Here is a 25,021-nt window from a genome sequence, read left to right as displayed (position 1 = left end):
TATCGACGTCGCTGCGCTTCAGGCGCTCGGCATAAGCCTGCCCGACCGCGATGCCGAGGCCGTGGCCGAGCGAGCCGGTGGACGCAGCGATGCCGGGCGTGCCGTAGTCCGGATGCGCCCCGAGCCGGCCGCCGGGCTTGCAGTAGAGATCGAGATCGGCGCGCGACAACAGCCCCTGCTCTTCAAGGATCACGTACTGGATCATGCAGCCGTGACCCTTGGACATGATGAACACGTCGCGGCCGGGCGTCATGGCTTCGTTGTAGATGAAATCGGTGATCTCGGTGCAGCTGAACGCCGGCGCGATGTGCAGCGCAGTGACTTGCTGGCTGATATCGAGAATACGGCGGCGGTAGCGGCGGCAGCGCGCCCGCGCGGCTTCGTTGTCGAAGCTGTTGCGGCGGTCCGTCGTCGCTTGCGTCTCGCTCATCGCCTCACCCGCGCAACACGTAGTCGGTGGGCCATCCGCGCAGCTCATCGATGTATTTGCGGCCCCACGCCACCATCTCGGCGAGTCCCTCGTCCCAGCCGATTTGCGGCTCCCAGCCGAGGTCACGCTTGATCCGGCTGGAGTCGAGCCAGTAGCGCGAATCCTGACCGAGCCGGTCGCCGGTGACTTCGCAGAGCTGCTCGAACGGCATCCCAAGCGCGCCGGCGGTGCGCTCCACTACTTCGCGGATCGAGGTCGGCTGCGCCGGGCCGGCGTTGTAGATCACGCCGAGCGGTGCCTTCTCGGCGACGAGATGAATGGCGCGACCGAGATCGCGCGCGTGGATATAGGATTTCTCGGCGCGGCCGCCGCCATGCAGCGGCAGCTTGTTGCCGGTGAGCCCGCACCAGATCGCCTTCGGGATCACCCGGTGCAGCAACTGCCCCGGACAATACGCGTTCGACGGCCGGATGATATTCATCGGGAATTTGAGGAACTTGGCCACCGACTCCAGATACATGTCGAACGCCACTTTGGACGCAGCATAGGGGCTGGTCGGCTTGATCGGCTCGTCCTCGTTGGTCGCATGCTCGACGGAGCCGTACATCTCCGAGGTCCCGATCTGGATGAAGCGCTCGAGCCAGTCGCGCTTCATCAGTTCCTCGGTGAGACGCGCCAGCGCCATAGAATTGGTTTCGAAGAATCGCCACGAATGCTTCCAGCTCACCGCACCCTCGCCCTGCGCGGCGAAGTTGACGATCACCTGCGGCTTCTCCTTGTCGAGCAGTTCGAGCAGCAGGTCGAGCTCATAGGTGACGTGGCGGGCGTGATACACGTAGCCGTCGCGCTTTTCGATGTTCAGCGAGAACGGTTCCGGCCGCAGCGGATTGCGGCCGACGCCGATCACCTTATTGGGCTGCGCGTGATCCAGGAGATACAGCGCGGTGTGGATGCCGAAGCTGCCGCCGCCACCCAGAATGCAGTAAGTCTTTGCCATGGCCCTCGTCCGGCGAGCGCAGGCCCGCGAATCATCTCAGTCGATAATCGTCCAGTTCCAGTCCCCGGTATACCCGGCCTCGGCGAACAGCTTCAGCCACTCGTCCGGATAGTCGTGATATTCCGCCGTCAGAACCCAGCTTTCGAACACCGCCTTCTGTTCCGGCGTGTGATAGCTGTCGACGACGACGAACGACCTGCCGCGCGACACGCGCTCGATCTCCGCCATCGCCGTCACCGCGCGCGCGCGCGGCAGATTGTGGATGGTGTTGAGCGAGAGCACGCAGTCGAACGACTTGTCGGGAAACGGCAGATCGTCGGCGGTTCCCAGATGCAGACGGCCGATCACCTCGTCGGGCGCGTGGTCCAGCGCATAACGCGAGACGTCCAGCCCGAACGCCTGCAGCCCCGGCAGTTCCAGCATCAGATCGTGCACCAGAAAGCCCTTGCCGCAGCCGATATCGAGCACCCTCATGCCGGGCTGCAGCGCGTAGTGCGCGATGATGTCGCGCGCCACCGCGCGCCAGCGGCCGTCGTAGCGATAGCCGCCATAGCCGTAGTCGCGCGGGCCGTCCCAATACATCTCGCCATACTGCTTGGCCTCGGCGATCACCGCAGGATCCTTGGCGTCGAGGCGCTTCTGGATGTTGCGCTTGGGCTTCGGCAGCGACCGCAGCAGATCGATTTCGGCCATCATGCGCCTCCCCGCCTCGGCTCGTTCACGCCGCGGCCGAGCGTGTAGTACGTCAATCCGGCCGCCGTCACGGCATTGCCGTCCAGCACCGCATAAGGGTCGAGCACCACCCGGCCTGCAAGCCGCGCGGCGATGTCGCGTGGCGACACGCGCGTATACTCCGGCCACGGCGTCAGGATCATCAGCGCATTGGCGCCGTCGAGCGCGTCGAGCGGCTGCGCAAAACCCTGCGCACTCGCACGCGCGACAACACCGGCCTCGACCATCGGATCATGCAGCCGCAGCGTCACGTCCTCCGGCAATTGCGCCAGTGTCGCCAACGACGGTGAGTTCTTGATCGAGCGGGTGTTCTCTTTATAGGCCAGCCCCCACACCGCCAGCGTGGCGCGCGGATGGGCGTCGAGCACCACGCGCCGGATCGTCTGCAACGCCCAATCGCGGCGGTGCCGGCTGTTGGCCTTCCAGGCCGACACCACGCCGGCGTCTGCGCCGTGCGCCGCAGCGATGCGCTCGACGGTGGCGAGATCGCGCTCCAGATTGCCGCCGGCGATGCCGAGCCCGGGCTTCAAGTAAGCATGCGGCCCGATTCGCTTGTCCAGCTTCAGAGCCGGCACGATCTCGGCCCAGTCGGCGCCGATCGCCTCGCACAGTTCGGCCAGCGTATTGGCGACGCTGACAGACGACACCAGGCAGCAATTGATCGCGATCTTGGCGAGTTCCGCGCTCTCGTAACGCATGGGCAGCACCGGACAGCCGAACGCGCCGAGCACCGAGGCAAAAGCCGGCGGCAGCGGCGCGGCGGGGTCGGCGCAGCCGACGATGAACCGCTCCGGCTGCAACGCGCGCTCGACCGCGCGACCGAACACCAGCGTCTCGACCTGATAGTAGCGCCGCGTCGGCTCGGGCGCCGGCAGCGCCCGCGTAAACCCCGGCTCGACCTGTGACAGCACCACCATCACGGCATCCGGCTTCAGCACCGGCGCGACGCGATCGATCAGTGCGCGGATCGCGCTGACATCGCTGCGGCCCTCGTCATCGGTTGGGATATCGGGCGCGACATACACCACGTCGCAGTCCGCCAACGCAGCGACATCAGCGGTGAAGTTCAGCCGATCGCCATGATCACGCACCAGGTCGTCGAGCTGCGGCTCGAACACCGGCAGCCGACCGGCGCTCAGCGCAGCGACGAGCGAGCTGTCCGCATCATAGCCGACGACGGCGAAGCCCTTCGCGGCCGTGGCCACTGCAGACACCAAACCAAGATGCGTCATGCCGGCGAAACCGACGCGGGTCATCGCGACGCTCCGATCTGCGCGATCGCATCGTCACCGAGCCGCGCCAGCGTGCGATGCAGCCACAGGTCGGTAGACAGATCGGTCGGTGTGCCGGTTTCCACCAGCCGCTTGAAGTGCGCGTATTCGAGGTTCCAGGTCGGATCGGCCTGATTGAGCGCAATCCGCTCCTCCGGTGGCCGCCCCGCCGGCAGCACGCGGCTGCGCCGGGTGAACACCGTGGTGTCCCATTTGCACAGCGACTCGATATGCGCCGAGCCGCGCTCGGCGAGGATGTCGCAGGTGAAGTGGTTCTTCCACATCAGCATGGTCATCTCGAGCTCGATCCGCGGCCGCACGGTCTCGCTGGCGATCACCACGTGATCGGGCGCCTTGTTCTCGTAGGCGTGCGCGGCGCTCAGCGCGAACTCGCCGCCGACGTCGCCGAACCAGAACCGGCAGGTGTCGAGCAGATGCGAGCCGAGATCGGGCAGCACGCCGGCGCCGCTGTCGCGCCAAGCCGAGTCGCGTACCAGCCGCGCGGTGCCGTTGCCGTAGAACATCCGGCACGAATAGATCGTACCGAGTTCGCCCGAAGCGATCAGATCGCGCATCCGCACGAAATGCGGTTCGAAGCGATGATTATAGGCGGTGTAGAGCACCACGCCCTTGGCCCGCGCCTCGGTCTCCAGCGTGGTGATGTCGCCCTCGCTCCGCACCCAAAGCGGCTTCTCGACAAGCGCGCTCTTGCCATGACTGATACAGAAGCGCAGCAGGTCGAGCTTGGGGTCGTCCGGCGTACACAGCAGCACCGCGTCATAACGATCCAGCGGCACGTCGGCGAGCTGCTTGTAGTCGGCATCGCGGACCGGATCGACGCAGGCGACGAAATCGGCGCCGGCGGAGGCGCGACGTTTGGGGCCCTGCACACCCATGCCGACGACGACCACACGCATCGCGCTATCCGAAATCCAGATGCTTGGCGATGAGGTCGAGACGTTGATGCATCGCTTCAGCGGAGACCGGCGCGTTGCCATCGACTTCGCATTCGCACGCCGCCGCGATGGCGCCCAGCACGCCCGCAATGGCGTCGTTACCGGTCACCAGCATCGCCAGCGTCGAATAGGCCAACAGCGCATCGCCCGCGCCGACGGGATCGACGAGGCGATCGACGAAGCTGTCGATGACGTAGAAGCTGTCGAGCGCCTCGTGATTGCCGTTGCGGCACACCAGCATGCCACGCTCGCCGAGCTTGAGCATCAGCAGCCGGCATCCGGCCTTGTCGTAGAGCTGCGACGCCAGCGGCCGCACGCCGGAATCCTGATCGCCGAGCGCGAACCGCGCCTCGCGCTCGTTCGGCGTGATCAGATCGAAGCCTTCGAAATCGGTGATGTTGCCCCAGCGGCTGGCGACCTGGCTGTCGGCGACCTTGTAGACGCCGGGGCGCAGCGCGCGGATGAATTCGGGAATGGTGCGACGATTGAAGACACCGTGGCGGAAGTCCGAATAGACCACCGCCTGGGTGTCGGTGTTGGCGACGGCGTCGATCATCTCGCCGAGGATGTTGTCGGAGATCGAACGGTTGTCGAGCGTGTCGACCTTGAGCAGCCGATAGCCGCCGACCGTGATGGCGTTCTTGTTCACCGTCGGCCGGGTCTGGTCGACGATGAAATTGCGACGATGCCGGCCGCCTCCAGATCGTTGGTGACAAAATTGCACAGTTCGTCGTTGCCGAGCACCGGGTGAAAGGTGACGTCGGCGCCCGCCGAGCGCAGATGTTTGGCGACGATCGCGGCGCCGCCGACGAAATCGAGTTTGCGCTCGAACAGCACGCTCATCGTCGGCGTCTTGGTCTGGCCGCCGATCATGGCGCATTGGGTGTAGCTGTCGACGATGGTGTCGCCGACGACGTGGACTTTGCGGCCGGCCATGCCGTCGATCGTGGCGTGCAAATCGTCGAAGCCGAAGCCGTAGCGCTCCATCACCAGCTGCAGCTTCTCGTGCTGCACCGAGGGCGGCGCCAGATTGATCAGGTTCGACGATGAATACACCACGTCGCCGGGCGTGAAGATCATCTCGCCGCCGTAGCTCTCGACCACCGCGGCCTCTTCGGCGGTCTTTGGCGGCATCCCGGCGGCGTTGTATTCGAAGCCCTTGGCGAAGTAGTCGGGCCGGATCACCGCCAGATTGGCCAGCGGCTTGTCGTTATGGTCGATCACGACGTAATCGACCATCTCGAAGGCGGCCAGATTGGCGGCGCGCAGCTCCTGCGGAATATGCGGCCGGTGCGCGCCCTTGGAGATGTGGCGGTCGGCCGTCAGCGAGCACACCAGCACGTCTGCCTTGCTCTTGGCGTAGAGCAGATGCCGGACGTGGCCCGGATGCACGACGTCGAACACGCCGTGGCACATGATCACCTTGTGCTCGCGCGGCGGCGGACCGAGCAGCGCCGCGAGTTCATCGGGCGTCTTCAGCTTGTGGCGATAGCGCTCGGTGAGTGAGATCGACATCGCCTCACGCCTCGCCCATGTAGCGGAACCAGGTCTGCGTCGCCTTGGCGATCGAGGCCGGCTCCCACAGCGGAGCATCGCGCCAGCGCTCGATATCGGCCAGCATATTGGCGACGCCTTGCTCGAACGGCACGGTCGGCTTCCAGCCGAGCTGCGTGGTGATCTTGGCGATGTCGGCGTGGGTGATGTCCGGCTCACCCGGCCGCTTCGGCACGTACACCACCTCGCCGCCGAGAATTTCGACGAGCCGATTGATCGATTGCGGCGCGCCGGCGCCGACGTTGAAGCGCTCGCCGGAAATCGGCGTCAGCGCCGCCGCGACGAACGCCTCGGCGACGTCGCGCACATAGATGAAGTCGCGCGTCTGCGTGCCGTCGCCGACCACGGTGAACGGCTTGCCGGCGAGCTTCTGGCGCAGGAACACGCCGAACACGGCGCCGTAGACGCCGGTGGTGCGCACGCGCGGCCCATAGGCGTTGAAGATGCAGATGGCGTTGACCGGCAGGCCATAGACCTTGTGCCAGTGCATCACCGCCTGCTCGCCCTGATACTTCGACAGCGCGTAGGGATACATCGGCTGGATCGGATGATCCTCGCGCGTCGGCGTCGCGGCGAGGCCGTAGCACGACGACGACGCCGCATAGACCAGCTTGTCCACGCCGGCGGCGCGCGCGCATTCCAGCACCCGCACGGTGCCCTGGACGTTGACGTCCATGTACTGCGTCGGCTTTTCGATCGACGGCACGATGTCGCCGATCCCGGCGAGATGGAATACGTAGCGCGCCCCGGCGAACGCCGCGTCGCCCGGCTCCAACGTGCGGATGTCCTTCTCGATCACCGTCACCGCATCGCTCGGGTGATGCGCCAGATTGGATCGGTGGCCGCCGCTCAGATCGTCGACCACGCGCACCGCAAAGCCGCGCTCCACCAGTACGTCGACCAGATGGCTGCCGATGAAGCCGGCGCCGCCAGTGACGACCGCGACCGGCTTGGTGATCGCCTCGCCCATCATTTCGCCTGAATACGCTTCAGGCGCCGGACGTTGAAGTAGCGGTCATCCTCCATGCTGCCGGGCAGCTTGCCGGCGCGGAACGCCGCGCACAGATCGCGGACCGCGTCCTCGATGGTCTTGTTCGGCCGGAAACCGAGCACCCGCGTCACCTTGTCGGAATTGATGTGGTAGGAGCGGTTGTCGTCCGACGGCGTGGTGACGATGCCGATCGGCGCCTTGTCGGGAAATTCCTCCTCGACCACCTTCTTCACCAGCAGCGCCAGGTCGGCGATGCTCATGTTCTGGAAGCCGATGTTGAAGATCTCGTTCTGGATCTTCGCCGCCGGCGCAGTCATCAACAATTCGACGGCGTCGCAGTAGTCCTGCACATGCAGATTGGGCCGCATCTGCGTGCCGCCGAACACGGTGATCTTGTTGTTGGTGATGGCGTGGTTCGTCAGGATGTTGACCGACAGATCGAGCCGTTGACGCGGGGCATAGCCGCACAGCGTCGCGGGGCGGAAGATGACGCCGGTGAAACTGTCGTCCGTGTACTTCTTTAGCAGCGGCTCGCACATCCCCTTGTACTTGTTGTACAGCGTCAGTGGCACCAGCGGATGGTCCTCGGTGACGTCCGGATCGTCGGACACGCCATAAACCGAACTCGACGACGCGTAGACGAAGCGCTTCACGCCGGCCCGCTTGGCGGCGATCACCAACGGCTCGAAGGCATCGAGGTTGATCTCGGTCGACAGCCGCTCGTCGAGTTCGAAGCTGGCATCGTTGCTGATGCAGGCGAGATGGACGACGCAGTCGATGCCGTCCATCGCGGCAGCGAGCTTCGCGGTGTCGCGAATGTCGCCTTCGATGAGGCGGAACGCCGGGTCGTCCTTCGGCAGGAAGTCCGAACCGAAGTAACAGATGTCGTAGACGGTGACCTTGTAGCCGCTGCGCAGCAACTGCGGAACCAGCAGGCTGCCGGCATAGCCGGCGCCGCCGGTGACGAGGACGGACTCAAACAGACGGGTCATGATCGGACATTTCCTCGACGAGATCGGCGGGTACCAGGGGCGGAGACGACGCCACGCGCGGCGGAGTGGCGATGGCGAAGGCGGACGCCACCGCGTCGCGGTGGAACATCTGCACCGTCTCACGCGAATAGTCGTCGAGGTTCTTGCCGATCAGCGACAGCTTGGCGAGGACGTCGTTGGTGACGGTGATGATCTGCGCGCCGGCCTCCTGCGCATGGAAGATGTTGAGTATCTCGCGCGGCGAGGCCCACAGCAGCTCGGCGTTCGGTCGTTCCGCCAGGAGCGCCCGGCAGGCGCGCATATGCGGCACCGGATCGACGCCGGTGTCGGCAATGCGGCCGGCGAACACCGAGACGATCGCCGGCACTTGCGGATGCAGCGCCGCGGCGACGGCCTCGACCTGCGCCAGCGTCATGATCGCGGTGACATTGAGTACGACGCCCTCGCCCGACAGCGTCTCGATGACGCGCCGCGACGATCGGCCCTGCGTGTCGGTCACGGGAATCTTGACATTGACGTTAGGCCCCCACGACGCGATGCGGCGCGCCTGCGCGATCATCTCGTCGAAATCGTCGGCGAACACTTCGAACGACACCGGATAGTCCGGCACCGCAGCGATCACCTCGCGGGCGAATTCTTCGTAGCCGACGATGCCGGCCTTGCGCATCAGCGTCGGATTGGTGGTGAAGCCGCGGATCAGCGGATTTTTCGACATCGCCACGATGCCGCCGAGATCGGCGCCGTCGGCGAAGATTTTGATGGTCAGATCTTCGAGGCGAGGCATGGTGCCATTCCTTCGTGCTGATCGGCGGCCAGGATGTAGGCGGTGGCGTCCCGCAGCGAGGCTGCGGTGTAGTCCGCCTCGGCGGGCGGTGGCTCGGCGGTGTAGCCGAGATCGATAAACACGGTGCGGCAACCGGCGGCGCGCCCGGCGGCGATGTCGCCGGCGCGGTCGCCGACCATGAAGCTGCGGCCCAGCGCAATGCCGAGGCGATCGGCGGCGGCCGTCAGCATGCCCGGCTGCGGCTTGCGGCAGGCGCAACCTTCGTCCTGGCGATGCGGGCACAGCTCGATATCGTCGATCGGCAGCGCGGCACGCATGCGCGCGTGCATCTCGTCGACTACGGCCCGAGAGACGCGGCCGTTGCCGATGTCGGGCTGATTGGTGACGACGACGAGCAGATAGCCGGCCCGCTTCAAGTCTCGCAGGCACTCGGGTGCGCCGTCGTCCAGCTTGAACTGAGCCAGCGTCGCCGGCGCGTAGCTGCGGCCGTCGCGAAACTGCGGCACCACCAGGACGCCGTCGCGATCGAGAAACACCGCGCGCGCCGGGCTCACCATTTGGTGCTCCTGCGCTGCAGCGCCGGGTGGCTGACGAGGCAATGCCAGACCACCGCCTGGAACGCCTCCGACAACGGCGTGACACGGGCCGGATTGACCTGGGGAATCACCACCACGACATCGCCCTGCGCCGCGGTGTGGCCGGTGTCCTTGCCGACGACGCCGAACACGCGCGCGCCGCGCGCCTTGGCGAAATCCACCGCGCGGACGATGTTGGTGCTGACATTGGCGGCCGCATCGCCGCCGCCCACCGAGAAGATCAGGATGGCATCGGCGGCGCCGAGCCGGCTGACTTCGAGCCAGCCGGAAAAGATGGTGTCCCAGCCTTCGTCATTGGCGCGGGCGGTCAGCTCGGCGACGTTGTCGACCGGCGCGTAGGCCTCGATCCCGCACAGCTTGCGGAAATCATTGACGGCATGACTGCAATTAGCCGCGCTGCCCCCGACGCCGAGCACGAACAGCCGCCCGCCGCGCTCGCGTAGCGCCGCAAGGTCGCGCGCCAGCAGCTCGACCTTGACGAGGTCGATCGCGTCGCAGATCGCGCGCGACTCGCCGAAGAAGTCTTCCGAGTGACTCATCTGTCTTTCGTGGACGGCTCGCGCCGGCTCCCATAGCCACACTCATCACGCAGAACTCGCTTCACACAGGACTCGACTCGCACAGAACTCGATTCACGCAGTTCTCACCGCCACGCACGCTTCGCTGCGAAGCTCCCGGCGGAGGCCGAATCACCGGCGAGGCGCAACGAGAATCAAGACTTTCTCGTGCGCTGATTCGGGCAAGATAGTCGTTTTACGTGGGCCAGCAAACGCCAGAAACAATTGCCTCGGAATCCTGCGCACCCTCGTCGACGTCACGGCGATGCAGGCCCGGTCGCGCTTTAGAGGAACTTGACGAGGCTCATCTGATACAGTTGCGCGGTCGCCTGATAGGAAGCCTGCAAGCTCGTCTGCAGCGCCAGGATCTTGGTGGCGACCTCGTCATTGTTTACGCCCTCGATCTGGTCGAGCATCGTCTGCGCCAGCACCTTGGTTTGTGTCTGGCGATCGCCCGTCGCCTTCACGGCCGCCTGGGCACCGGCAAGATCGGCCTGGATGTTCTGGATCGACTGGTTGCCGGGCTGCGTCGCCAGATTCTGCGCGACACGCTGATTGAGCGAGGCGACCTTGCCGTTGGCATAGGTGTCGGTCGCCGAAGTCGTGAAGGCGGCGAAGACCGCAACGGTCTTCAATTGCTGCTGCAGCGCCTGCTCGTCGGCGCGAATGCCGTATTGAACCGAGACGCCGGTGTCGATCTTGGCCACAGCCGTGCCGCGCGCCGGGTCGGACGCGGAGTCCTGCTCGCCATTGTACCAGAACACGGTATCGGCCTTGGTGCCGGCGGTCAGCGTCGTCGCAGTACTCAGCGGGCCGCCGCCGGTCACCCGCATCGGCGGCTGCTCGAAGAATTCGTTGCCGGCCTGGATCGCCGAAGCGGCGACCATCGGACCGTTGGCCAGCGCCTTCACGGCCGTCGTCAGCGCATCGTTGAGATTCGACGCGGTCTGCGTCGGCGTCGTGCCGATGGCGAAGCTGTTGGCCGGCAGCGGAGTGGCAGACGACGCCGTCAGCGTGATGTCCTCGCTGGTGCCGTCGGGCATCTGGAACGTCAGCTTGACCTGATCGCCGGCATTCGGGATCGACGCGTTTGAGATCGATCGACATCGATTTCGTGGTCGGCGGCGCCGCCGGCTGGGTCGTTGGTGGCACCCGCGATCGTCGTCGAGATCGCCGTCAGCTTCATGCCGAAAGGCACCGCGGAAGCCGGGACCGCCGGCGTCGCATCTTGCTCGTTCAACGTCAACCGACGTCGCCGGGGTGCCGATCGCGTTAAGTAATGCGGCCGGTCCCGCCGGTGCCGAGATCGGCCTGCGCGCGCTCGGCGATGACCTGCTTCAGTCCGGCAATGCCGGCGCCGTTGCCGTTGAGGATCTGATCGGCGGCCGTCACCGGCGACGCATCGGTGGCACGGCCGCCGAACAGATAGCGATCGCCCGACTGTGCATTGAGCATGTCGACGGCGTCGTAGAAATCCAGATTGGCCGTCTTCTGGCCCGGTGTCTGGCCGTTGTTGTCGAGCGTGTTGCCGGCGCTCACCGCCGCGCCCTTGACCTCGTTGCTGATGTCGGCGAGCCGCTGCAACGACAGATTGGCGACGTTGATCCGGGTCGACACGTTGGTCATCGTGTCGCTGTAGCTGGAGATGCCGGCGATTTGCGAGCGCAGGCCGATCGCCAGGCTGCGACCGGAGCCGTCGCCCGCGTAAGTGCTGGAAATCTTGCCGCTGGAGAGCTGCTGCGTCAGCGTATCGAGCTGACTGCGCAGGTTGAGGATTCCAGAGCCGATATAGGACGTCCGTCCGCTGACACCATCGATCGCCATCGCCGCCTCACATCGACTGCATCAGAGCTTGATACATCTGGTTGATGGTCGACATCACCCGAGCGTTCGCCGAATAGGCGTTCTGCAGCTCGAGCAAATGCGCCATTTCCTCGTCCATGTTGACGCCCGACGAGGAGGAAAACTTCTGCTGCAGCGTGTTCAGCACGACGGTCTGGCCGTCGGACAATTGCTGCGCGGCCTGCGCGTTCGAGCCCTGCTGGCTGACGAACTGCTGCATGTAGCTCAGCAGCGTGCCCTTGAACGGCGCGGTGTCGGAGCCGACGCCGGTCTTGGCCGAATACAGGTAGTTGGTCGCCGTCAGCTGCTTGGTCAGAAAATCCGGCCGCGTGGTGTCGCCGGCGGCGGTGGACGTCGAATAGGTCACCAGCTTGGCGTTGTCGGTGATCAGGCCGGGATTGACCGCGATGCGCTGGGCGAAGCCGGTCATCTGCGAGCCGGACGAGCTGATCGTTCCCGAATAGGACGAGCCGCCGTCGGTGAACAGCGGCACCTCGCCGCTGCCACCGGTCAGCGACGTCACCGTCGAGGTCACCGAGGCCGAATTGATGGTCGAGAAGCCGGCGTTGTTGAGCACCGTGACGTTGGGCGAGGTGCCGGTGAACTGCAGGTTCTTGGCGTTCAGCGCGGCATTGAGCTGCGCCGTCACCGAGCCCGACAGGCCCGAAAAATCGATGCCGACGACGTAGTCGTTAGGATCGAGCGTCGCAGTCTGCGGCAGCGGCAACACGGAGGGATCGTCGACCCGCATCACGCTGACGGTGCGCTGCGACCCAGTGGTGGTGTCAGTGTAGCTGATATTGATGGTGTTGCCGCTCTTCATATTCGACAGGTCGAGCGCAAAGCCGGATTGCGTTCCGGACGTGGCCGGCGTACCGGCGACGGTCTTGTCCGACAGCGCGCTCGACAGCGAGGCTGCGAACTGATCGATTTGGGTCTGCGCCTGCACCAGCGTCTTGTCGCGCAGTTCGACATAGGCGGCCATCTTGCCCGACTTCAGCGTCGAGGTCAGGTCGATCGAGCCGCCATTGGAGTAGTTGACGCGGATCGAGCCGAGGTCGCTGAGCTGGGTGTTGGGATTCCACACCGTCTGCGGATTGACCGTACCCTGGGCGTTGAAGCTGAGCGTCGCCGCTTCCATGCCGACGAGCTGGGTGCCGGAGCCGGTGAACACCGTCACCTGATTGGCGCCGTTGGTGACGACACGGATATCCATCAGCTCCGAGAGCTGATTGATGGCCTGGTCGCGCTTGTCGAGTAGCGATGCGGTGGCGGCGTCGGTCGAGGTGCCGCCGAGCGGATTGGGCTGCAGCTGATTGTTGATCTGGGCGATCTGCTGCATCAGATTGTTGGCGGTGTTGACCGCGTCGGACAGCCCGGTCTCGCAGCCGGCGCGCAGCGTCTGGATGCCGTTCGACATCGAATTGAGCTGACCGGCGAGCACCTGTGAGGCGTTGATCACGCCGATCCGCGCCGAGGTCGAATCCGGGCTGGTCGACAGCGCCTGCATCGCCGTGGTCAGGCCGTTATAGGCGTCTTCCAGCGTGCCGGTGGAGTTCGGATTGCCGTACAGCCCCTGCAGCTGCTGCAGAAAGTCGTTCCGCAGCGACGCGTAGGACGCGCCCGACGTCTCGGTGCGCAGCTGCGCCAGCACGTAGTCGTCGAGCTGGCGGTTGACGCCGTTGATCTGGACGCCGGTGCCGGTCTGGCCCGAATTGGTGACGACCTGATCGACGGTTTTGCGGACGTAGCCGGGCGTCTCGGCATTGGCGACGTTCGACGACACCAGCGACATCGACGCCTGATTGGCGCGAAGCCCTGCCATCGCGATCGATAGTGCGTCTCCGAGACTCATGACCGGCTACCCTCTACTCTTGCGACGCCGCGCGCCGCTTACCGCATGACGTTGAGGAGGTCCTGCACCATCGTGTTTGCGGTGGTGATGACCTTGGTGTTGGCCGAATAGGCCTGCTGCGTGACGATCAGCTTGGTGAATTCGTCGGCGATGTCGGTGTTGGAGGCTTCCAGCGACGAACCCGAGATGCTGCCGCCCTTGCCGTACAGCGGCTCGCCGGATTCGTTGGTGACTTCGAACGCGCCGCCGTCGATGCGTTTGAGGAAGTTGGCGCCGTTGAAGGTCGCCACCGAGACTTCGGCGAGGTCGATGTTGCGGCCGTTGGAGTAAGCGCCGACCACGCGGCCTTCGTTGCTGACCGAGACGCTGACGAGTTGACCGGCGGCGTAACCGTCCTGCTGCAGCTGGTTGACCTGGACGTTGCCGTTGGTGTCCGAGAACTGCGTCAGACCGCCGGTGCCGAACGACATCGTCACGTTGCCGAGCGAGACGCCGGCGACGGTCAGGCCCGACAGCGTGATCTGGCCGATCGTCGGGCTCATCTGGCCGTTGGCCGCGAACGAGAAGTTGGTGTTGACGTTCTGCCAGGCCACCTGACTGCCAGTGGCGCTCGGGTTGGTCTGATAGAACAGGTTCCAGGTATCGGAGTGGCCGACGCCGAGCGTCGCCGAGTCGGTCTTGGCCCAACGGAACTGGATGTTCACCGGCGCGCCGTTGCCGTCATAGGCGGTGGTGGCGCCGCCGGAGACCGACTCGTCGAGGAAGGTCTGCACGTCGCTGCCGACCACCGTGCCTGTGCCGGTTGAGCCGCCGCCGTTGCGGATCACGTTCACCGGGCTGGTCAGGCCGAGCGACGAGAACGCCGCACTGGTCGAGGTGATGTTGAGATCGGCCGCGGTTCCGGTGTGCAGCACGATGGCGCCCGACGTGACCGTCGAGGCCGTGCCGGTGTTGCCGGAGAGCGCATCGATCTTGCCGAGGAGGTTGGTGATCGTCGAGTCGACCGGAATGTGAGTGCCGTCGTCGGTGCCGCCCGACGCGGTGAACGTGATGCTGGTCCCGTTGACCACGATGGTGTCGCCCACAGCGAAGTTGACGCCGATCGAATTGCTGGCCGCGGCGCCGCTCAGCGTGGTTGCGCCGGTGATGGCGGTGCCGGCCTTGCTGTTCATCTGCAGGCCGGTCTTGGTGTTGTCGCTGAACGGCGGCGGCGTGGTGCCGTTGACCTGCGGGTTGGTGCCGAAGTCGGCCGGGCGCAGCAGTTCGGAGCCGGGCACCGAGGTGTCGTGCTTGGTGGTCAGCGGATAGCTCGCGAGGTTGGCGCGGTAGCTGATCTTGGTGGTGGCCTGCGACGGCAGGAAATCGTTCTGGAATTTGAGGATGCCCGGCGTGCTGCCGGCCGGGTTGCCGGTGGTCGGATCGATCGCCACACCTTCCAGATAGTAGCCGGCGCCGTTGACCAGGTAGCCGTTCTTGTCGAGCGAGAAGTCGCCGCGGCGGGTGTAGTTGTTGACGCCGGTGAAGATCGGACTGTTGTCGCTGAATGATCCCGGCTTCTGCACGGCGAAGTAGCCGTCGCCATTGATCGCCATGTAGGTCGACACCGAGGCCGACTGCACCGAACCCTGGATCGTGTTGGTGAGACGCGATTCCGACGTCACCGAACCGGCGAGCTGAGCGTCGTTACCGGTCTGCGGGATCAGGTCGAGGAACGACGTATCGATGCGCTTGAAAGCCGTCGTCTGCGAGTTGGCGATGTTACCGGAGATGTTCTCCAACGCGTAGGAGTTCGAGCGCAGGCCCGCGACCGACGTGGTGAGAGCGCCGAAAATACCCATTACTCACTTCTCCCATTCGGGCCGCTGTGCCTGCGGCCGCTGTGCCAAGGTCAAGGCAATCCGGCAAACACAGCCGCAAGGCTCGTGCCAGATGGGAGAAATGAGCGATTTCAGCTATTTAGTTGCAGCGTGCGGCTTCAGGGACCAAGCCGGATTTGCCGGGTCGGGTAATTCTTGCCGACCGCGCAGATCAGAGTCCTCGCCGCACCCTGTGTAACGGGCGAGCCGTCAAAAGCTGGCGCAAAAAGCAGGCGCGTAGCGAACAGGCCGGCCAAGGCCGGCTGCGGTCAGGCGTCCAACGCGGCTCGCGCAGGGTCCGGATGAAGGTGATCTTGGGCAGCACCATCGGACGGCGCGGGACTCGTGGTGCCGGCTTTTTCGGGCTTCGGCCAGACATAGCGGACGCCGACTTCGTTGGCATAGGTCCAGTCCACGCGGCACCGCCGGAACACCGCACGCGGCTGATTGGTGAACAGCAGGTAGAACTGGGTCGGCATCGGTCCCGCGCCGACCGGCTCGATCCGGGCGCCATCCTCATTGACCTCGAGGACCAGACAATCGCCCCAGGCGCTGCGATCGAGCGAGACGTAGCGGGCCGGGCGCGGCGGATTGAAGCTGACCTGGCGAGGCTGGTCGCGTTGCTGAAGGTTCGTTTGACTCATCGTGGGCTCGTGCGATCAATCTGGCGTTTCCCCGAACCGGACTGATCGGCGGCGCGACCGGGCGGCAGCTGCCGGTCGCTGCAACTCAACGCGGTATTTCGATCCGCGCTCCCGCGCCCGCTGCGCAGATTGGAACGTGGTTAGCCGATCCTGAACGCCCAAAACGTCAATTTCATTTGACGATCACGGAACCTCGGGACCCGACCCGCGTTGTGGGGCTCGAGCGAAAGTGCGGTTGGGGAGCCAGTTGTCCGAGTTTGCAGCGCCGGAAGGTGCCTCCGGCCAAGAGCCTGCCGGCCGCGAAGGGTTGTTCCTGGGGCGGAGCGAGCTGGCGCAGATGATGCGCGGCTACGACTGGTCGGGCACGCCGATCGGCCCTCCGGAGCAATGGCCCCAGGCGCTCAAGACCGCAGTCCGCATCATGTTGACCTCGCGGCAGCCGATCTGGATCGGCTGGGGCCGTGAGCTGATCTACATGTACAACGATCCCTACAAGTCGATCATCGGCGGCAAGCACCCATGGGCACTCGGCCGGCCGACCTGCGAAGTGTGGAGCGAGATCTGGGACGATATCGGACCGATGCTGGCGAAGGCCAGCGGCGGCCACGAAGGCACCTATGTCGAGGCCCAGCTCCTGATCATGGAGCGCAATGGGTTTCCGGAGGAGACTTACTACACGTTCTCCTACAGCCCGATCCCGACCGACGACGGCACGCCCGGCGGCATCTTCTGCGCCAATTCGGACGATACCCAGCGGGTCATCAGCGAGCGGCAACTCGCGCTGCTCAGCGAACTCGCCTCGTCGGCTTCGATCGCCCGCAGCGTCATCGAAGCCTGTAGCCGGAGCGCCGGGGCGCTCGCCACTAATCCGCGGGATCTGCCGTTCGCGATGGTCTATCTGGTCGAGCCGGGCGGCGCGACGGCCGAACTCGTCGGCCTGTCGGGTATCGAGCGCGACCATCCGGGCGTAAAGGCGACGCTGTCGATGGGCGCCGGCGACGAGGGCTGGCCGATCGGGGCGGCCCAGCAGCTCGGCGCGCCCTGTGTCGTCCCCGATCTCACCGGCCGGTTCGGCTTCGAGTTTCCATCCGGCGGGTGGCGCCAGCCGCCCGAGAAAGCCATTGTGCTGCCGATCGCCTCGAGCGGCGAAACCGGCCGCTCCGGCTTTCTGATCGCGGGCCTCAATCCGTTTCGGGCCTATGACGCGACCTATCAGGATTTCCTGCTGCTGGTCGCCGGGCAGATCTCGGCGGCCATCGGCAACGGCGATGCCTATGAGGAAGAGCGTCGCCGCGCCGAAGCCCTGGCGGAGATCGACCGGGCCAAGACCGCGTTCTTCTCCAACGTCAGCCACGAGTTTCGCACGCCGCTGACGCTGATGCTGAGTCCACTCGAAGAGACGCTGGGCCAGGACAGCCTGACAGAGTCGTCTCGGGCATTGCTCGGAATTGCCCACCGCAACGGCCTGCGCCTTTTGAAGCTGGTCAACACGCTGCTGGATTTCGCCCGCATCGAGGCCGGCCGCGTCACCGCGCAGTTCACCCCTGTCGACCTCTCCTCGTTTACCGCCGAACTCGCCTCGAATTTCCGCTCCGCAATGGACAAGGCCGGTCTGCGGCTGATCATCGACGAGCAGCCGCTGCCGCAGCCGGTCTATGTCGACCGCGACATGTGGGAGAAGATCGTCCTCAATCTGCTCTCCAACGCCTTCAAGTTTACTTTCCAAGGCGAGGTCGGCGTCAGCGTGCGCGCCGCCGCGGATGGTGCATCCGCCGAAGTGGTCGTCAGCGACACCGGCACCGGCATCCCGGCCGAGGAGATCCCGCATCTGTTCGAACGCTTCCGCCGCATCGACGGTGCGCGCGGCCGCTCCATTGAAAGGCTCGGGCATCGGCCTGGCGCTGGTCCAGGAGCTGGTGAAGCTGCACAGCGGCACGATCACAGTCGACAGCGAACCGGGGCGCGGCAGCACCTTCACATCACCGTGCCGTTCGGCACCGCGCATCTGCCGGCCGATCAGCCGCGCCATGCGCCGCTGCAGGTGTCGACGAATGTCCGGGCCCAGGCGTATCTCGACGAAGCGCTGGGCTGGCTGGAAGGCGATGGCGGCGGCGACACGCCGCCGGCCTCCTCGCCCGACGATCTCGGCCTCGATACCCTGGGCGGGCGGGCTGGCCGCCCCCGCGTGCTGCTGGCCGACGACAATGCCGATATGCGCGACTACATCTCACGCCTGCTCGGCGACGGTTACGCGGTCGAAGCCGTCGCCGACGGCCAAGCGGCGCTCGAGGCGGCGTGGCGGCAGCGCCCCGACCTCGTCCTCAGCGACATCATGATGCCGCGGCTCGACGGCCTCGCTTTGCTCAAGGCGCTGCGTAACGATGCCGAACTCACCGACGTGCCTGTGATCTTCCTCTCCGCGCGCGCCGGTGAAGAAGCCAAGGTCGAAGGCCTCGAGGCCGGCGCCGACGATTATCTCAGCAAGCCGTTCAGCGCTCGTGAGTTGTTGGCGCGGGTGCGCAGCAATCTCGATACCGCCACGATCCGGCGAGAGGCGCTACGCAACGAATATGCGCTGCGGCGCGAAGCTCAGGTGGCGCGCGAGCGCGCCGAAGGCATTCTGGCGACGATCAGCGACGGCTTTGTCGCGCTCGATTTGAAATTCCGCTTCACCTACGTCAATGCCGCCGCCGAACGCATGCTGGAACGTTCGGCCAAGGAACTGATCGGCAGGTACTACTTCGACGTCTATCCTGAGACGCTGGGGTCGGACACTGAAACCCATTTCCGCCGCGCCATGGAAGAACGCATCGGCGCAGCCTACGAGAATTATCACGAGCCGACCGGTCGCTGGTACGATGTCCGGGTGTCGCCGGCCAACGGCGAAAGCATCTCGGTGTATTTCCAGGATGTGACCGACCGCCGCCAGGCCGAGGCGGCGCTGCGCGACCTCAACGAACGGCTCGAAGAAGAAGTCGCCCAGCGCACCGCCGAGCTGCAGCAGAAAGAAATGCGGCTGCGCTCGATCTTCGGCACCAGCTACTCCTATCAATGCTTCGTATCGCTCGACGGCACGCTGATCGATTGCAACGCTACGGCTCTCGCAGCGATCGGCGCCACCTCCGAACAGGTGTCAGGACGCAAATATTGGGAGACGCCGTGGTTCACCGGCACCCCAGGCGTGGCCGAGCTGATCCGGGACAAATTTGCCCAAGCCGCGCGCGGCGAAGTGGTCCGGCATGAACTGCACGTCGAATTGCCGGCGCACGGCTGGCGCTGGCTCGACTTCCAGATGCGCCCCGTCCTCGCCGCCGACGGCAAAGTCCTCGCCATCGTGCCGGAGGCGATCGACATCACCGAACGGCGCAAGGCCGAAGACGCGTTCCGCCAGGCGCAGAAGATGGAAGCGATCGGCCAGCTCACCGGCGGCGTGGCCCACGACTTCAACAACATGCTGACGGTGATCCGCTCGTCGGCCGATCTGCTGCGCCGACGCGAACTGCCGCCCGACCGGACGCGTCGCTACATCGACGCGATCTCAGATACCGCCGACCGGGCCGCCAAACTAACGGCGCAGCTTCTCACCTTTGCGCGTCGCCACGCCCAGAACAAGCAGGTCTTCGACGCGGCCGAACGGCTGGAGCGCATCGCCGAAATGCTCGAGACCGCGCTCGGCTCGCGCGGCACCCTCACGCTCGACCTGACCGAGCGGCCGCTCGCGGTCGAGGCCGACGTCAATCAGTACGAAGCGGCGCTGGTGAATCTGGTCGCCAACGCGCGCGACGCACTGCCGGGGCGCGGCTCGGTCACGATCAAGGCGGCCCGCGTCGACAGAGGCGGAAGTGCCTGCGTGGCGATATCGGTCACAGACACCGGCTGCGGCATCCCGCCGGAGCAGATCGAGCGCATCTTCGAGCCGTTCTTCACCACCAAGGCCATCGGCCACGGCACCGGGCTCGGGCTGTCGCAGGTCTACGGCTTCGTGCAGCAGTCCGGCGGCGACGTCCGCGTCGATAGTGAGGTCGGACACGGCACCACTATCACACTGCTGCTGCCGCTCAGCGACAAGCCAGCTCAGCCCGACGACGTCGCCACGCGTGCGGAAACGCAGCCGAACCAGCGCGGCCGGGTGCTCGTGGTCGAGGACAACGCTGAAGTCGGGGAGTTCGCCACGCAACTGCTGCACGACCTCGGCTATCAGACGGTGCTCGCCACCTCGGCCGAACAGGCGCTGAAACTGCTGGACCACGACGCCGGACGCTTCGATCTCGTCCTCAGCGACGTGGTGATGCCCGGCATGGACGGCGTCGCGCTGGGCCGCGAGATCCGCAAGCGGCTGCCCGAGCTACCGATCGTGCTCAACTCCGGCTACGCCCATGTACTGGCCGACGACGACAGCCACGGTTTCGAGCTGTTGCACAAGCCGTATTCGGTCGAAGACCTGTCCAAGATCCTGCGCCGCGCCATGACGGCGCGGGCGTGACGGCCTGCTCAAGGATTTGTGTCTGCCGGCTTGAGGCAGATCATGACCGGGCGCCCGGCCCGCGTGGTAACGGACTGATCTGCGTTCCTGGTCCCCGCCGAGCCAAGTTCCCCAATGCGAGCATCCCTGCAGCGTCAGCGTGAGATGAGCGAGGCCGAGATCGCCGAGCAGGTTTTGTGCTGCCTGGAGCAGGCGGCAGAGGCCGAACCGCAAGCCGCGGTCGGTGCTTTGAAGCACCTGATCGTGTACTTCCACGGCAGCCGGCAGGCGCATTCCTGCGCGGTCGACGAAGCCCGCTCTTCGACCTTCATGGCGATCTGCGAATACGCCAAGGCGCTCAACCGCGGCCAGCCCGCCGACCGGCTGCGGCCGATGGCGATCGAAGCCGCGGAAAAGTGGCGCGCGCTTGCCCAATAGCGAGCATGCGCCTAACGGGCGACGAAGAAGTAATCGCGGCTTCCGGACAATGACCCGTATGTGAAAGGTTGCTGCTTCCCACGGGTGGAGGTCATCACATCGTCCCGGACCAGATCGAACAGCCGACGAATTTCCAGGTGGGGCGTACCGATCCGATCCAACATCGCCTTGACGAACGGGCTGTTACTGCCTTCGCCATCGAAGGCGACTTCGCCATGTTTCGCCGAATAGACGATCAGAGTTCCGGCATCCGGCTCGATTCGAGCCAGACCGCGCCCGATGGAGCGACTGGCGAGGCTTCGTCGCATCTGATTGGCGAACGGATTGTCCCGGCAAGCATCGAGAATTACCAATCGCAACCCTTTGGCACCCTCGATCGCACTCAGGACTTTTCCGACTTCCACGGCTTCGAGGTCAACATCCCTATCGAGGCGCAGCTGTGCGTCGACAGGAATCATGTAGTTGACGCCACCCAACTCTATTCCGTGCCCGGAATAGTAGACCGCGGCCCAATCGGCGGAATCTGCGGCGGCGGCAAACTCCCTGATCGCGTCGACGAGACGTTCGCGAGTGAGGTTCTCCTTCACCAGGACTGTAGTGAATCCCAGTTGCCGCAGAGCGGCCGCCAGACTCAACGAGTCGTTCTTCGGGTTGGCCAATGGCGGTACGTATCGGTAATCGGAATTTCCAATGATAAGGGCGACCCGTGTCTCCGGAGCGACGGTCGCAGAAGATGCGGCACTCGCCTGCTTCTGCATTGCCGGCGGCGGCGTGCTTAGCTTCAAGCGATTTATCGCAGAAGCCAGCTCGGAGTCCTCGGGTAACCATCGCCGCGCGATTTCAAGATCCGCGGCCGCCCTCTCGAAATTCCCGGATCTCTGCCAGAACATCCCTCGCTGACGAAACGCCCACCAGAAATCTGGTCTCGAGGCCACTGCCTTGTCGTAGTCCGCGGCCGCCATCTCGGGACGACCGGCGAGCTCGTAGGCAAGAGCCCGATCCAACAGCAGATCGGTCCAGTTCGAATCCAAAACGAAAGCTTGGGAGAAATCCTTTATGGCAGAATCGTATGAGCCCATCTCTCGATGAGCCCGTCCGCGCGCTGCGTAGCCGAAGGCGGCCTTAGGGCTCATCGCGACCGTTTTCTCCGCGTCGGCGAGCGCGCGGTCGTAGAGCCCCAATGCAAAATACGCCGATCCCCGATTGTCGATGTATCCCGAATTCGTCCGATCCAACTCGACCGCTTTGGAAAAGTCTCTCAATGCGGCCCCGTAGTCCTTCAGAGCCATGTTGGCCAAGCCGCGGCTGTTATACGCGCGCTCCTTCTGCCGCGCCGCCCCATCCGAGTTCAAAACACGCGTGCAAGCCGCGCGCTTGTCGGCAGGGTCCTTGGCGCCGCGGCACTGCGCGTAGTCGAAACTCTGTTCGCCGGCCCAGGCCGGTGACATGAAGAACAGCGCAGATAGCACGAGCGCAAGTGCCGGCGACAAAAGGCACCGCAACTCAGAACCCCGGCTGCAAAAAAGCAGACCAAAACGATCGCGAAACATGGGTAATCCGCTAAAAATGGAGGCTTGATCTAAACGGCCTGACGCCCCCGAAATCAAGCTGGAGTTGATGGCCGGTCGAGCCAAGGGATGCGAACAGGAACGATCAGCCGGTCGCGGCCGTGGAGAAAATAGCGTGAAAGGCCCGGAGCGGAGTGGTCGGACGGCCGGTCTAGTTACGGCAATCGCCCGGCGGCACGAAGCGATAGGTGTAGGTCTTCGTCTTGCCGCTCATCGTTCGAAGTACCGGCAAGGTAATCTGCCGTTCTTTGCCGATCTTGATCTCCGGGAAGAGCGCGGCGAACTGATCGGGCACGCTGGGCAGCGAGTAGACCAGCACGGCTCCCTTCGACAGTACGATTTCGGGATCGAACCACGGCGTCCGCGGGATGTACTCGACCGCCAGCGAATCGATCTTCGGCTCGGCCGCGATGCCGACGCCGTAGACGGTCTGGCGGTCGCCAAGGATGTAACCGGGTCCGCAGTGATAACGACTATTCCAGTCGGCCATGATGGCGCGGGCCGCCGCCGCGGTCGGCTCTTGCAGTCCGCTGTGCGAGAAGAACCCCAGATAAGCCACGCAGGCAGCCGTCGCCGCGACAGCGTAGAATCCGCCGAGCGCGACTGCGGTGTGACGCTCGCCCGCGATCTGCCGCCCGGGCCGCCAGTCCAGCATCGGCGCCAGCGCCAGCATCGCCATCTGGGCGAACGGCGCGCCGTAACGCACGATGTATTGGAGGCCGAGCAGCACGACGAAGACGAGCAGCAGCAGGAACATCGCGATGTTGACGAGGACGAGGAATTTGACCTCGTCGCGCAGCACCGCGAAGCGCTGCAGGCGCAGCGCCAGCGCGCCGCGCCAGCACCCGATCGCCACCACCAACGCGCCCGGCAGCAGCATCGGCAGATAACCGAGCAGCAGGCACCCGACCCGCTTCGCCGTCTCGAGCGGCGAGCTCAAGCCATGGAAGTGCTTGCTGCCGTAGGTCAGCGTGGTGTGAAACCGGTAGACCATCAGCACATGCGGCAGCAACAGCAACCCACAGATCAGCGCCGCCGCGTAGAACCCCGGCCGACGGAGTAGTACACGAAACGTCGGCAGTGCCAGTAACGCGCAGGCGATGCCGAAGAACAGCACGAACGCGTTGTATTTGGTCAGCGCCGCCGCCGCCGCCCAGGCGCCCAGCAGAATCCAGTGCAGCCAGCGATCGGTGCTGCGGGCGCGTAGCAAATGATAGATCACCGCCGGCCACGAGGTGAGCTGAAGGATGTCGGCATTCAGCGCCCAGGACAGCGGTCCGACGACCGCGTACAGCGAGGTTCCGGCCAATACGGTCGCGAAGGCGGCGATACCGCGCTCGGTCACGAGCCGGAGCACGCCATACGAATAGGCCAGACCGACCGCGAGCAGCAGCTGCCCGACCAGCACCATCGCGATGCCGGACGGACCGGCAACCGCATCGACAAGCCCGCCCACCCACACCATCATCGGCGGATGCACCGGCGTGATCCACGGGAAGTGCCGCCCCCAGGCGATCAATTCGCGCGTGTCGTACAGCGGCGTCGGGAACGCCAGCGCGGACAGAGCGACCGGCAGCAGCACCGCAGCGACCAGAACCGACAACAGCCCGATAGAAAAACCGGATCGGGAGAGGGTTCGTTCGATCACGCCAGCCGCCACATTTCCAAATGTTAATGTGGCGGCTTGATGCGGGCGCTTCTCAACAATGTCAATCGGCGTCAGGCCTTTTGGCGCTGACGCCGCCGCCGTTGAGACGCTTGGACAAAAAAATGATTCAGCGTTGTGCCATCGGGGTTTCCGCTACTCACCGTCCGGCTCGAGCGACCGCGGAGGCGAAAGGAACCGTACGGCAAACGACAACAGGCGACCGCCGGAATGCTTCTAACGATGTCTGCGTCAGGTTGCGTTCGACGTCGCAGGCTTGAAGCTGAGCGCAATGCCGTCCATGCAATAGCGCAGGCCGGTCGGCTTCGGGCCATCGTCGAACACGTGGCCAAGATGACCGCCGCAGCGCCGGCAATGCACCTCGGTGCGCACCATGCCGAACGTTGTGTCGCGACGCTCGCCGACCGCGTTGGGGAGCGGCTGCCAGAAGCTCGGCCAGCCGGTGCCGCTGTCGAATTTGGTTTCCGAAGAGAACAGCGGCAGGTCACAGCCGGCGCAGGCGAAGGTGCCCTTGCGATGTTCGCTGAGCAGCGCGCTTGTAAACGGGCGCTCGGTGCCCTCCTCGCGCAGGATATGATACTGCTCCGGCGTCAATTGCGCGCGCCATTGCTGGGGCGTCTTTTCGATCTCGAACTTCTCGGCAGCGTGGGCCTTCTCCGGCCGCAGCCAGCGGAAGCCAAAGGCGGCGGCGAGCGTAACGGAAGCGAGCAGCAGGCGGCGGTCGATCATGGCGGCTCCGTGCGAGCGATGAACTGATACGTCCCAGATACGCGGCTGTGATCGTGACGTTACAGCGCCGGCAACGCCGCGGGCTCACATTGTCGCGAGCA

General features: G+C 65.1%; 20 protein-coding genes and 2 pseudogenes. 2 read left to right on the top strand and 20 right to left on the bottom strand.

Going from position 1 to position 25,021, the window contains the following annotated elements:
* The 17 genes and pseudogenes from I5M_RS16350 to I5M_RS16280 all read right to left on the bottom strand — a co-directional run.
* Positions 1-430 (bottom strand): annotated as a pseudogene (locus I5M_RS16350) (transketolase); the annotation flags it as partial.
* 4 nt (positions 431-434) lie between these two features.
* The gene (locus tag I5M_RS16345; RefSeq protein ID WP_022722374.1) at positions 435-1,427 is read right to left on the bottom strand and encodes a GDP-mannose 4,6-dehydratase; all 993 of its coding nucleotides are present in this window, start codon (positions 1,425-1,427) and stop codon (positions 435-437) included.
* 36 nt (positions 1,428-1,463) lie between these two features.
* Positions 1,464-2,120, bottom strand: a complete 657-nt coding sequence (locus tag I5M_RS16340) for a class I SAM-dependent methyltransferase (RefSeq protein ID WP_031336670.1) — start codon at positions 2,118-2,120, stop codon at positions 1,464-1,466.
* Entirely contained in the window at positions 2,120-3,415 is a 1,296-nt protein-coding gene (locus I5M_RS16335) for a nucleotide sugar dehydrogenase (RefSeq protein ID WP_022722372.1), read from the bottom strand. Before I5M_RS16335 ends, I5M_RS16340 begins: the two co-directional genes overlap by 1 nt.
* Positions 3,412-4,347: a Gfo/Idh/MocA family protein gene (locus I5M_RS16330; protein ID WP_022722371.1), complete on the bottom strand. Its 936-nt coding sequence runs from the start codon at positions 4,345-4,347 to the stop codon at positions 3,412-3,414. The genes I5M_RS16335 and I5M_RS16330 overlap by 4 nt, the downstream gene beginning before the upstream one ends.
* A gap of 4 nt (positions 4,348-4,351) precedes the next feature.
* Positions 4,352-5,035, bottom strand: a complete 684-nt coding sequence (locus I5M_RS33735) for a PfkB family carbohydrate kinase (protein ID WP_244432021.1) — start codon at positions 5,033-5,035, stop codon at positions 4,352-4,354.
* On the bottom strand, positions 5,032-5,901 hold the full coding sequence (locus I5M_RS33730; RefSeq protein WP_244432020.1) for an adenylyltransferase/cytidyltransferase family protein: 870 nt from the start codon (positions 5,899-5,901) through the stop codon (positions 5,032-5,034). Before I5M_RS33730 ends, I5M_RS33735 begins: the two co-directional genes overlap by 4 nt.
* Before the next feature lie 4 nt (positions 5,902-5,905).
* Complete coding sequence (locus tag I5M_RS16320; protein ID WP_022722370.1) at positions 5,906-6,910, bottom strand: NAD-dependent epimerase/dehydratase family protein; 1,005 nt, start codon at positions 6,908-6,910, stop codon at positions 5,906-5,908.
* The gene (locus tag I5M_RS16315) at positions 6,910-7,923 is read right to left on the bottom strand and encodes an NAD(P)-dependent oxidoreductase (RefSeq protein WP_022722369.1); all 1,014 of its coding nucleotides are present in this window, start codon (positions 7,921-7,923) and stop codon (positions 6,910-6,912) included. The genes I5M_RS16320 and I5M_RS16315 overlap by 1 nt, the downstream gene beginning before the upstream one ends.
* Positions 7,907-8,707 (bottom strand): transaldolase, encoded by an 801-nt coding sequence (locus I5M_RS16310; protein WP_022722368.1) that lies wholly within the window; start codon positions 8,705-8,707, stop codon positions 7,907-7,909. The genes I5M_RS16315 and I5M_RS16310 overlap by 17 nt, the downstream gene beginning before the upstream one ends.
* Positions 8,686-9,264, bottom strand: a complete 579-nt coding sequence (locus tag I5M_RS16305) for an HAD-IIIA family hydrolase (RefSeq protein ID WP_022722367.1) — start codon at positions 9,262-9,264, stop codon at positions 8,686-8,688. Before I5M_RS16305 ends, I5M_RS16310 begins: the two co-directional genes overlap by 22 nt.
* A complete protein-coding gene (locus I5M_RS16300; protein WP_022722366.1) occupies positions 9,258-9,842 on the bottom strand; it encodes an SIS domain-containing protein in 585 nt (194 codons plus the stop codon). Before I5M_RS16300 ends, I5M_RS16305 begins: the two co-directional genes overlap by 7 nt.
* Positions 9,843-10,144: 302 nt before the next feature.
* Entirely contained in the window at positions 10,145-10,903 is a 759-nt protein-coding gene (locus I5M_RS34445; RefSeq protein ID WP_376738686.1) for a hypothetical protein, read from the bottom strand.
* A gap of 229 nt (positions 10,904-11,132) precedes the next feature.
* Positions 11,133-11,684 carry a flagellin gene (locus tag I5M_RS34440; RefSeq protein ID WP_376738685.1) on the bottom strand — a complete coding sequence of 184 codons (552 nt, stop codon included), beginning with the start codon at positions 11,682-11,684 and terminating at the stop codon, positions 11,133-11,135.
* A gap of 7 nt (positions 11,685-11,691) precedes the next feature.
* Entirely contained in the window at positions 11,692-13,557 is a 1,866-nt protein-coding gene (gene flgK / locus I5M_RS16290) for a flagellar hook-associated protein FlgK (protein WP_031336665.1), read from the bottom strand.
* A gap of 38 nt (positions 13,558-13,595) precedes the next feature.
* On the bottom strand, positions 13,596-15,395 hold the full coding sequence (locus I5M_RS16285; RefSeq protein WP_022722364.1) for a flagellar hook-basal body complex protein: 1,800 nt from the start codon (positions 15,393-15,395) through the stop codon (positions 13,596-13,598).
* A gap of 287 nt (positions 15,396-15,682) precedes the next feature.
* Complete coding sequence (locus tag I5M_RS16280; RefSeq protein ID WP_022722363.1) at positions 15,683-16,057, bottom strand: hypothetical protein; 375 nt, start codon at positions 16,055-16,057, stop codon at positions 15,683-15,685.
* 247 nt (positions 16,058-16,304) lie between these two features.
* Between I5M_RS16280 and I5M_RS34250 the strand changes: the two are divergent.
* Positions 16,305-20,540: pseudogene (locus I5M_RS34250) on the top strand (ATP-binding protein).
* Positions 20,541-20,654: 114 nt separating this feature from the next.
* Positions 20,655-20,957 carry a hypothetical protein gene (locus I5M_RS16270; protein ID WP_307706393.1) on the top strand — a complete coding sequence of 101 codons (303 nt, stop codon included), beginning with the start codon at positions 20,655-20,657 and terminating at the stop codon, positions 20,955-20,957.
* An 11-nt stretch (positions 20,958-20,968) separates the two neighbouring features.
* On the opposite strand, the gene I5M_RS16265 is transcribed toward I5M_RS16270, so the two are convergent.
* From I5M_RS16265 to msrB, 3 genes are all read right to left on the bottom strand, one after another.
* Entirely contained in the window at positions 20,969-22,507 is a 1,539-nt protein-coding gene (locus I5M_RS16265; RefSeq protein WP_083909594.1) for a caspase family protein, read from the bottom strand.
* Between the two features lie 169 nt (positions 22,508-22,676).
* A complete protein-coding gene (locus tag I5M_RS16260) occupies positions 22,677-24,173 on the bottom strand; it encodes a glycosyltransferase family 39 protein (protein ID WP_244432019.1) in 1,497 nt (498 codons plus the stop codon).
* Between the two features lie 249 nt (positions 24,174-24,422).
* The gene (gene msrB / locus I5M_RS16255) at positions 24,423-24,920 is read right to left on the bottom strand and encodes a peptide-methionine (R)-S-oxide reductase MsrB (RefSeq protein WP_022722359.1); all 498 of its coding nucleotides are present in this window, start codon (positions 24,918-24,920) and stop codon (positions 24,423-24,425) included.
* Positions 24,921-25,021 lie beyond the last annotated feature (101 nt).

The organism is Rhodopseudomonas sp. B29, assembly GCF_000333455.1.
Taxonomy (GTDB): domain Bacteria; phylum Pseudomonadota; class Alphaproteobacteria; order Rhizobiales; family Xanthobacteraceae; genus Rhodopseudomonas.
Note: the sequence above shows the minus strand (reverse complement) of the source record. Positions and strands in the feature narration are given on the sequence as shown.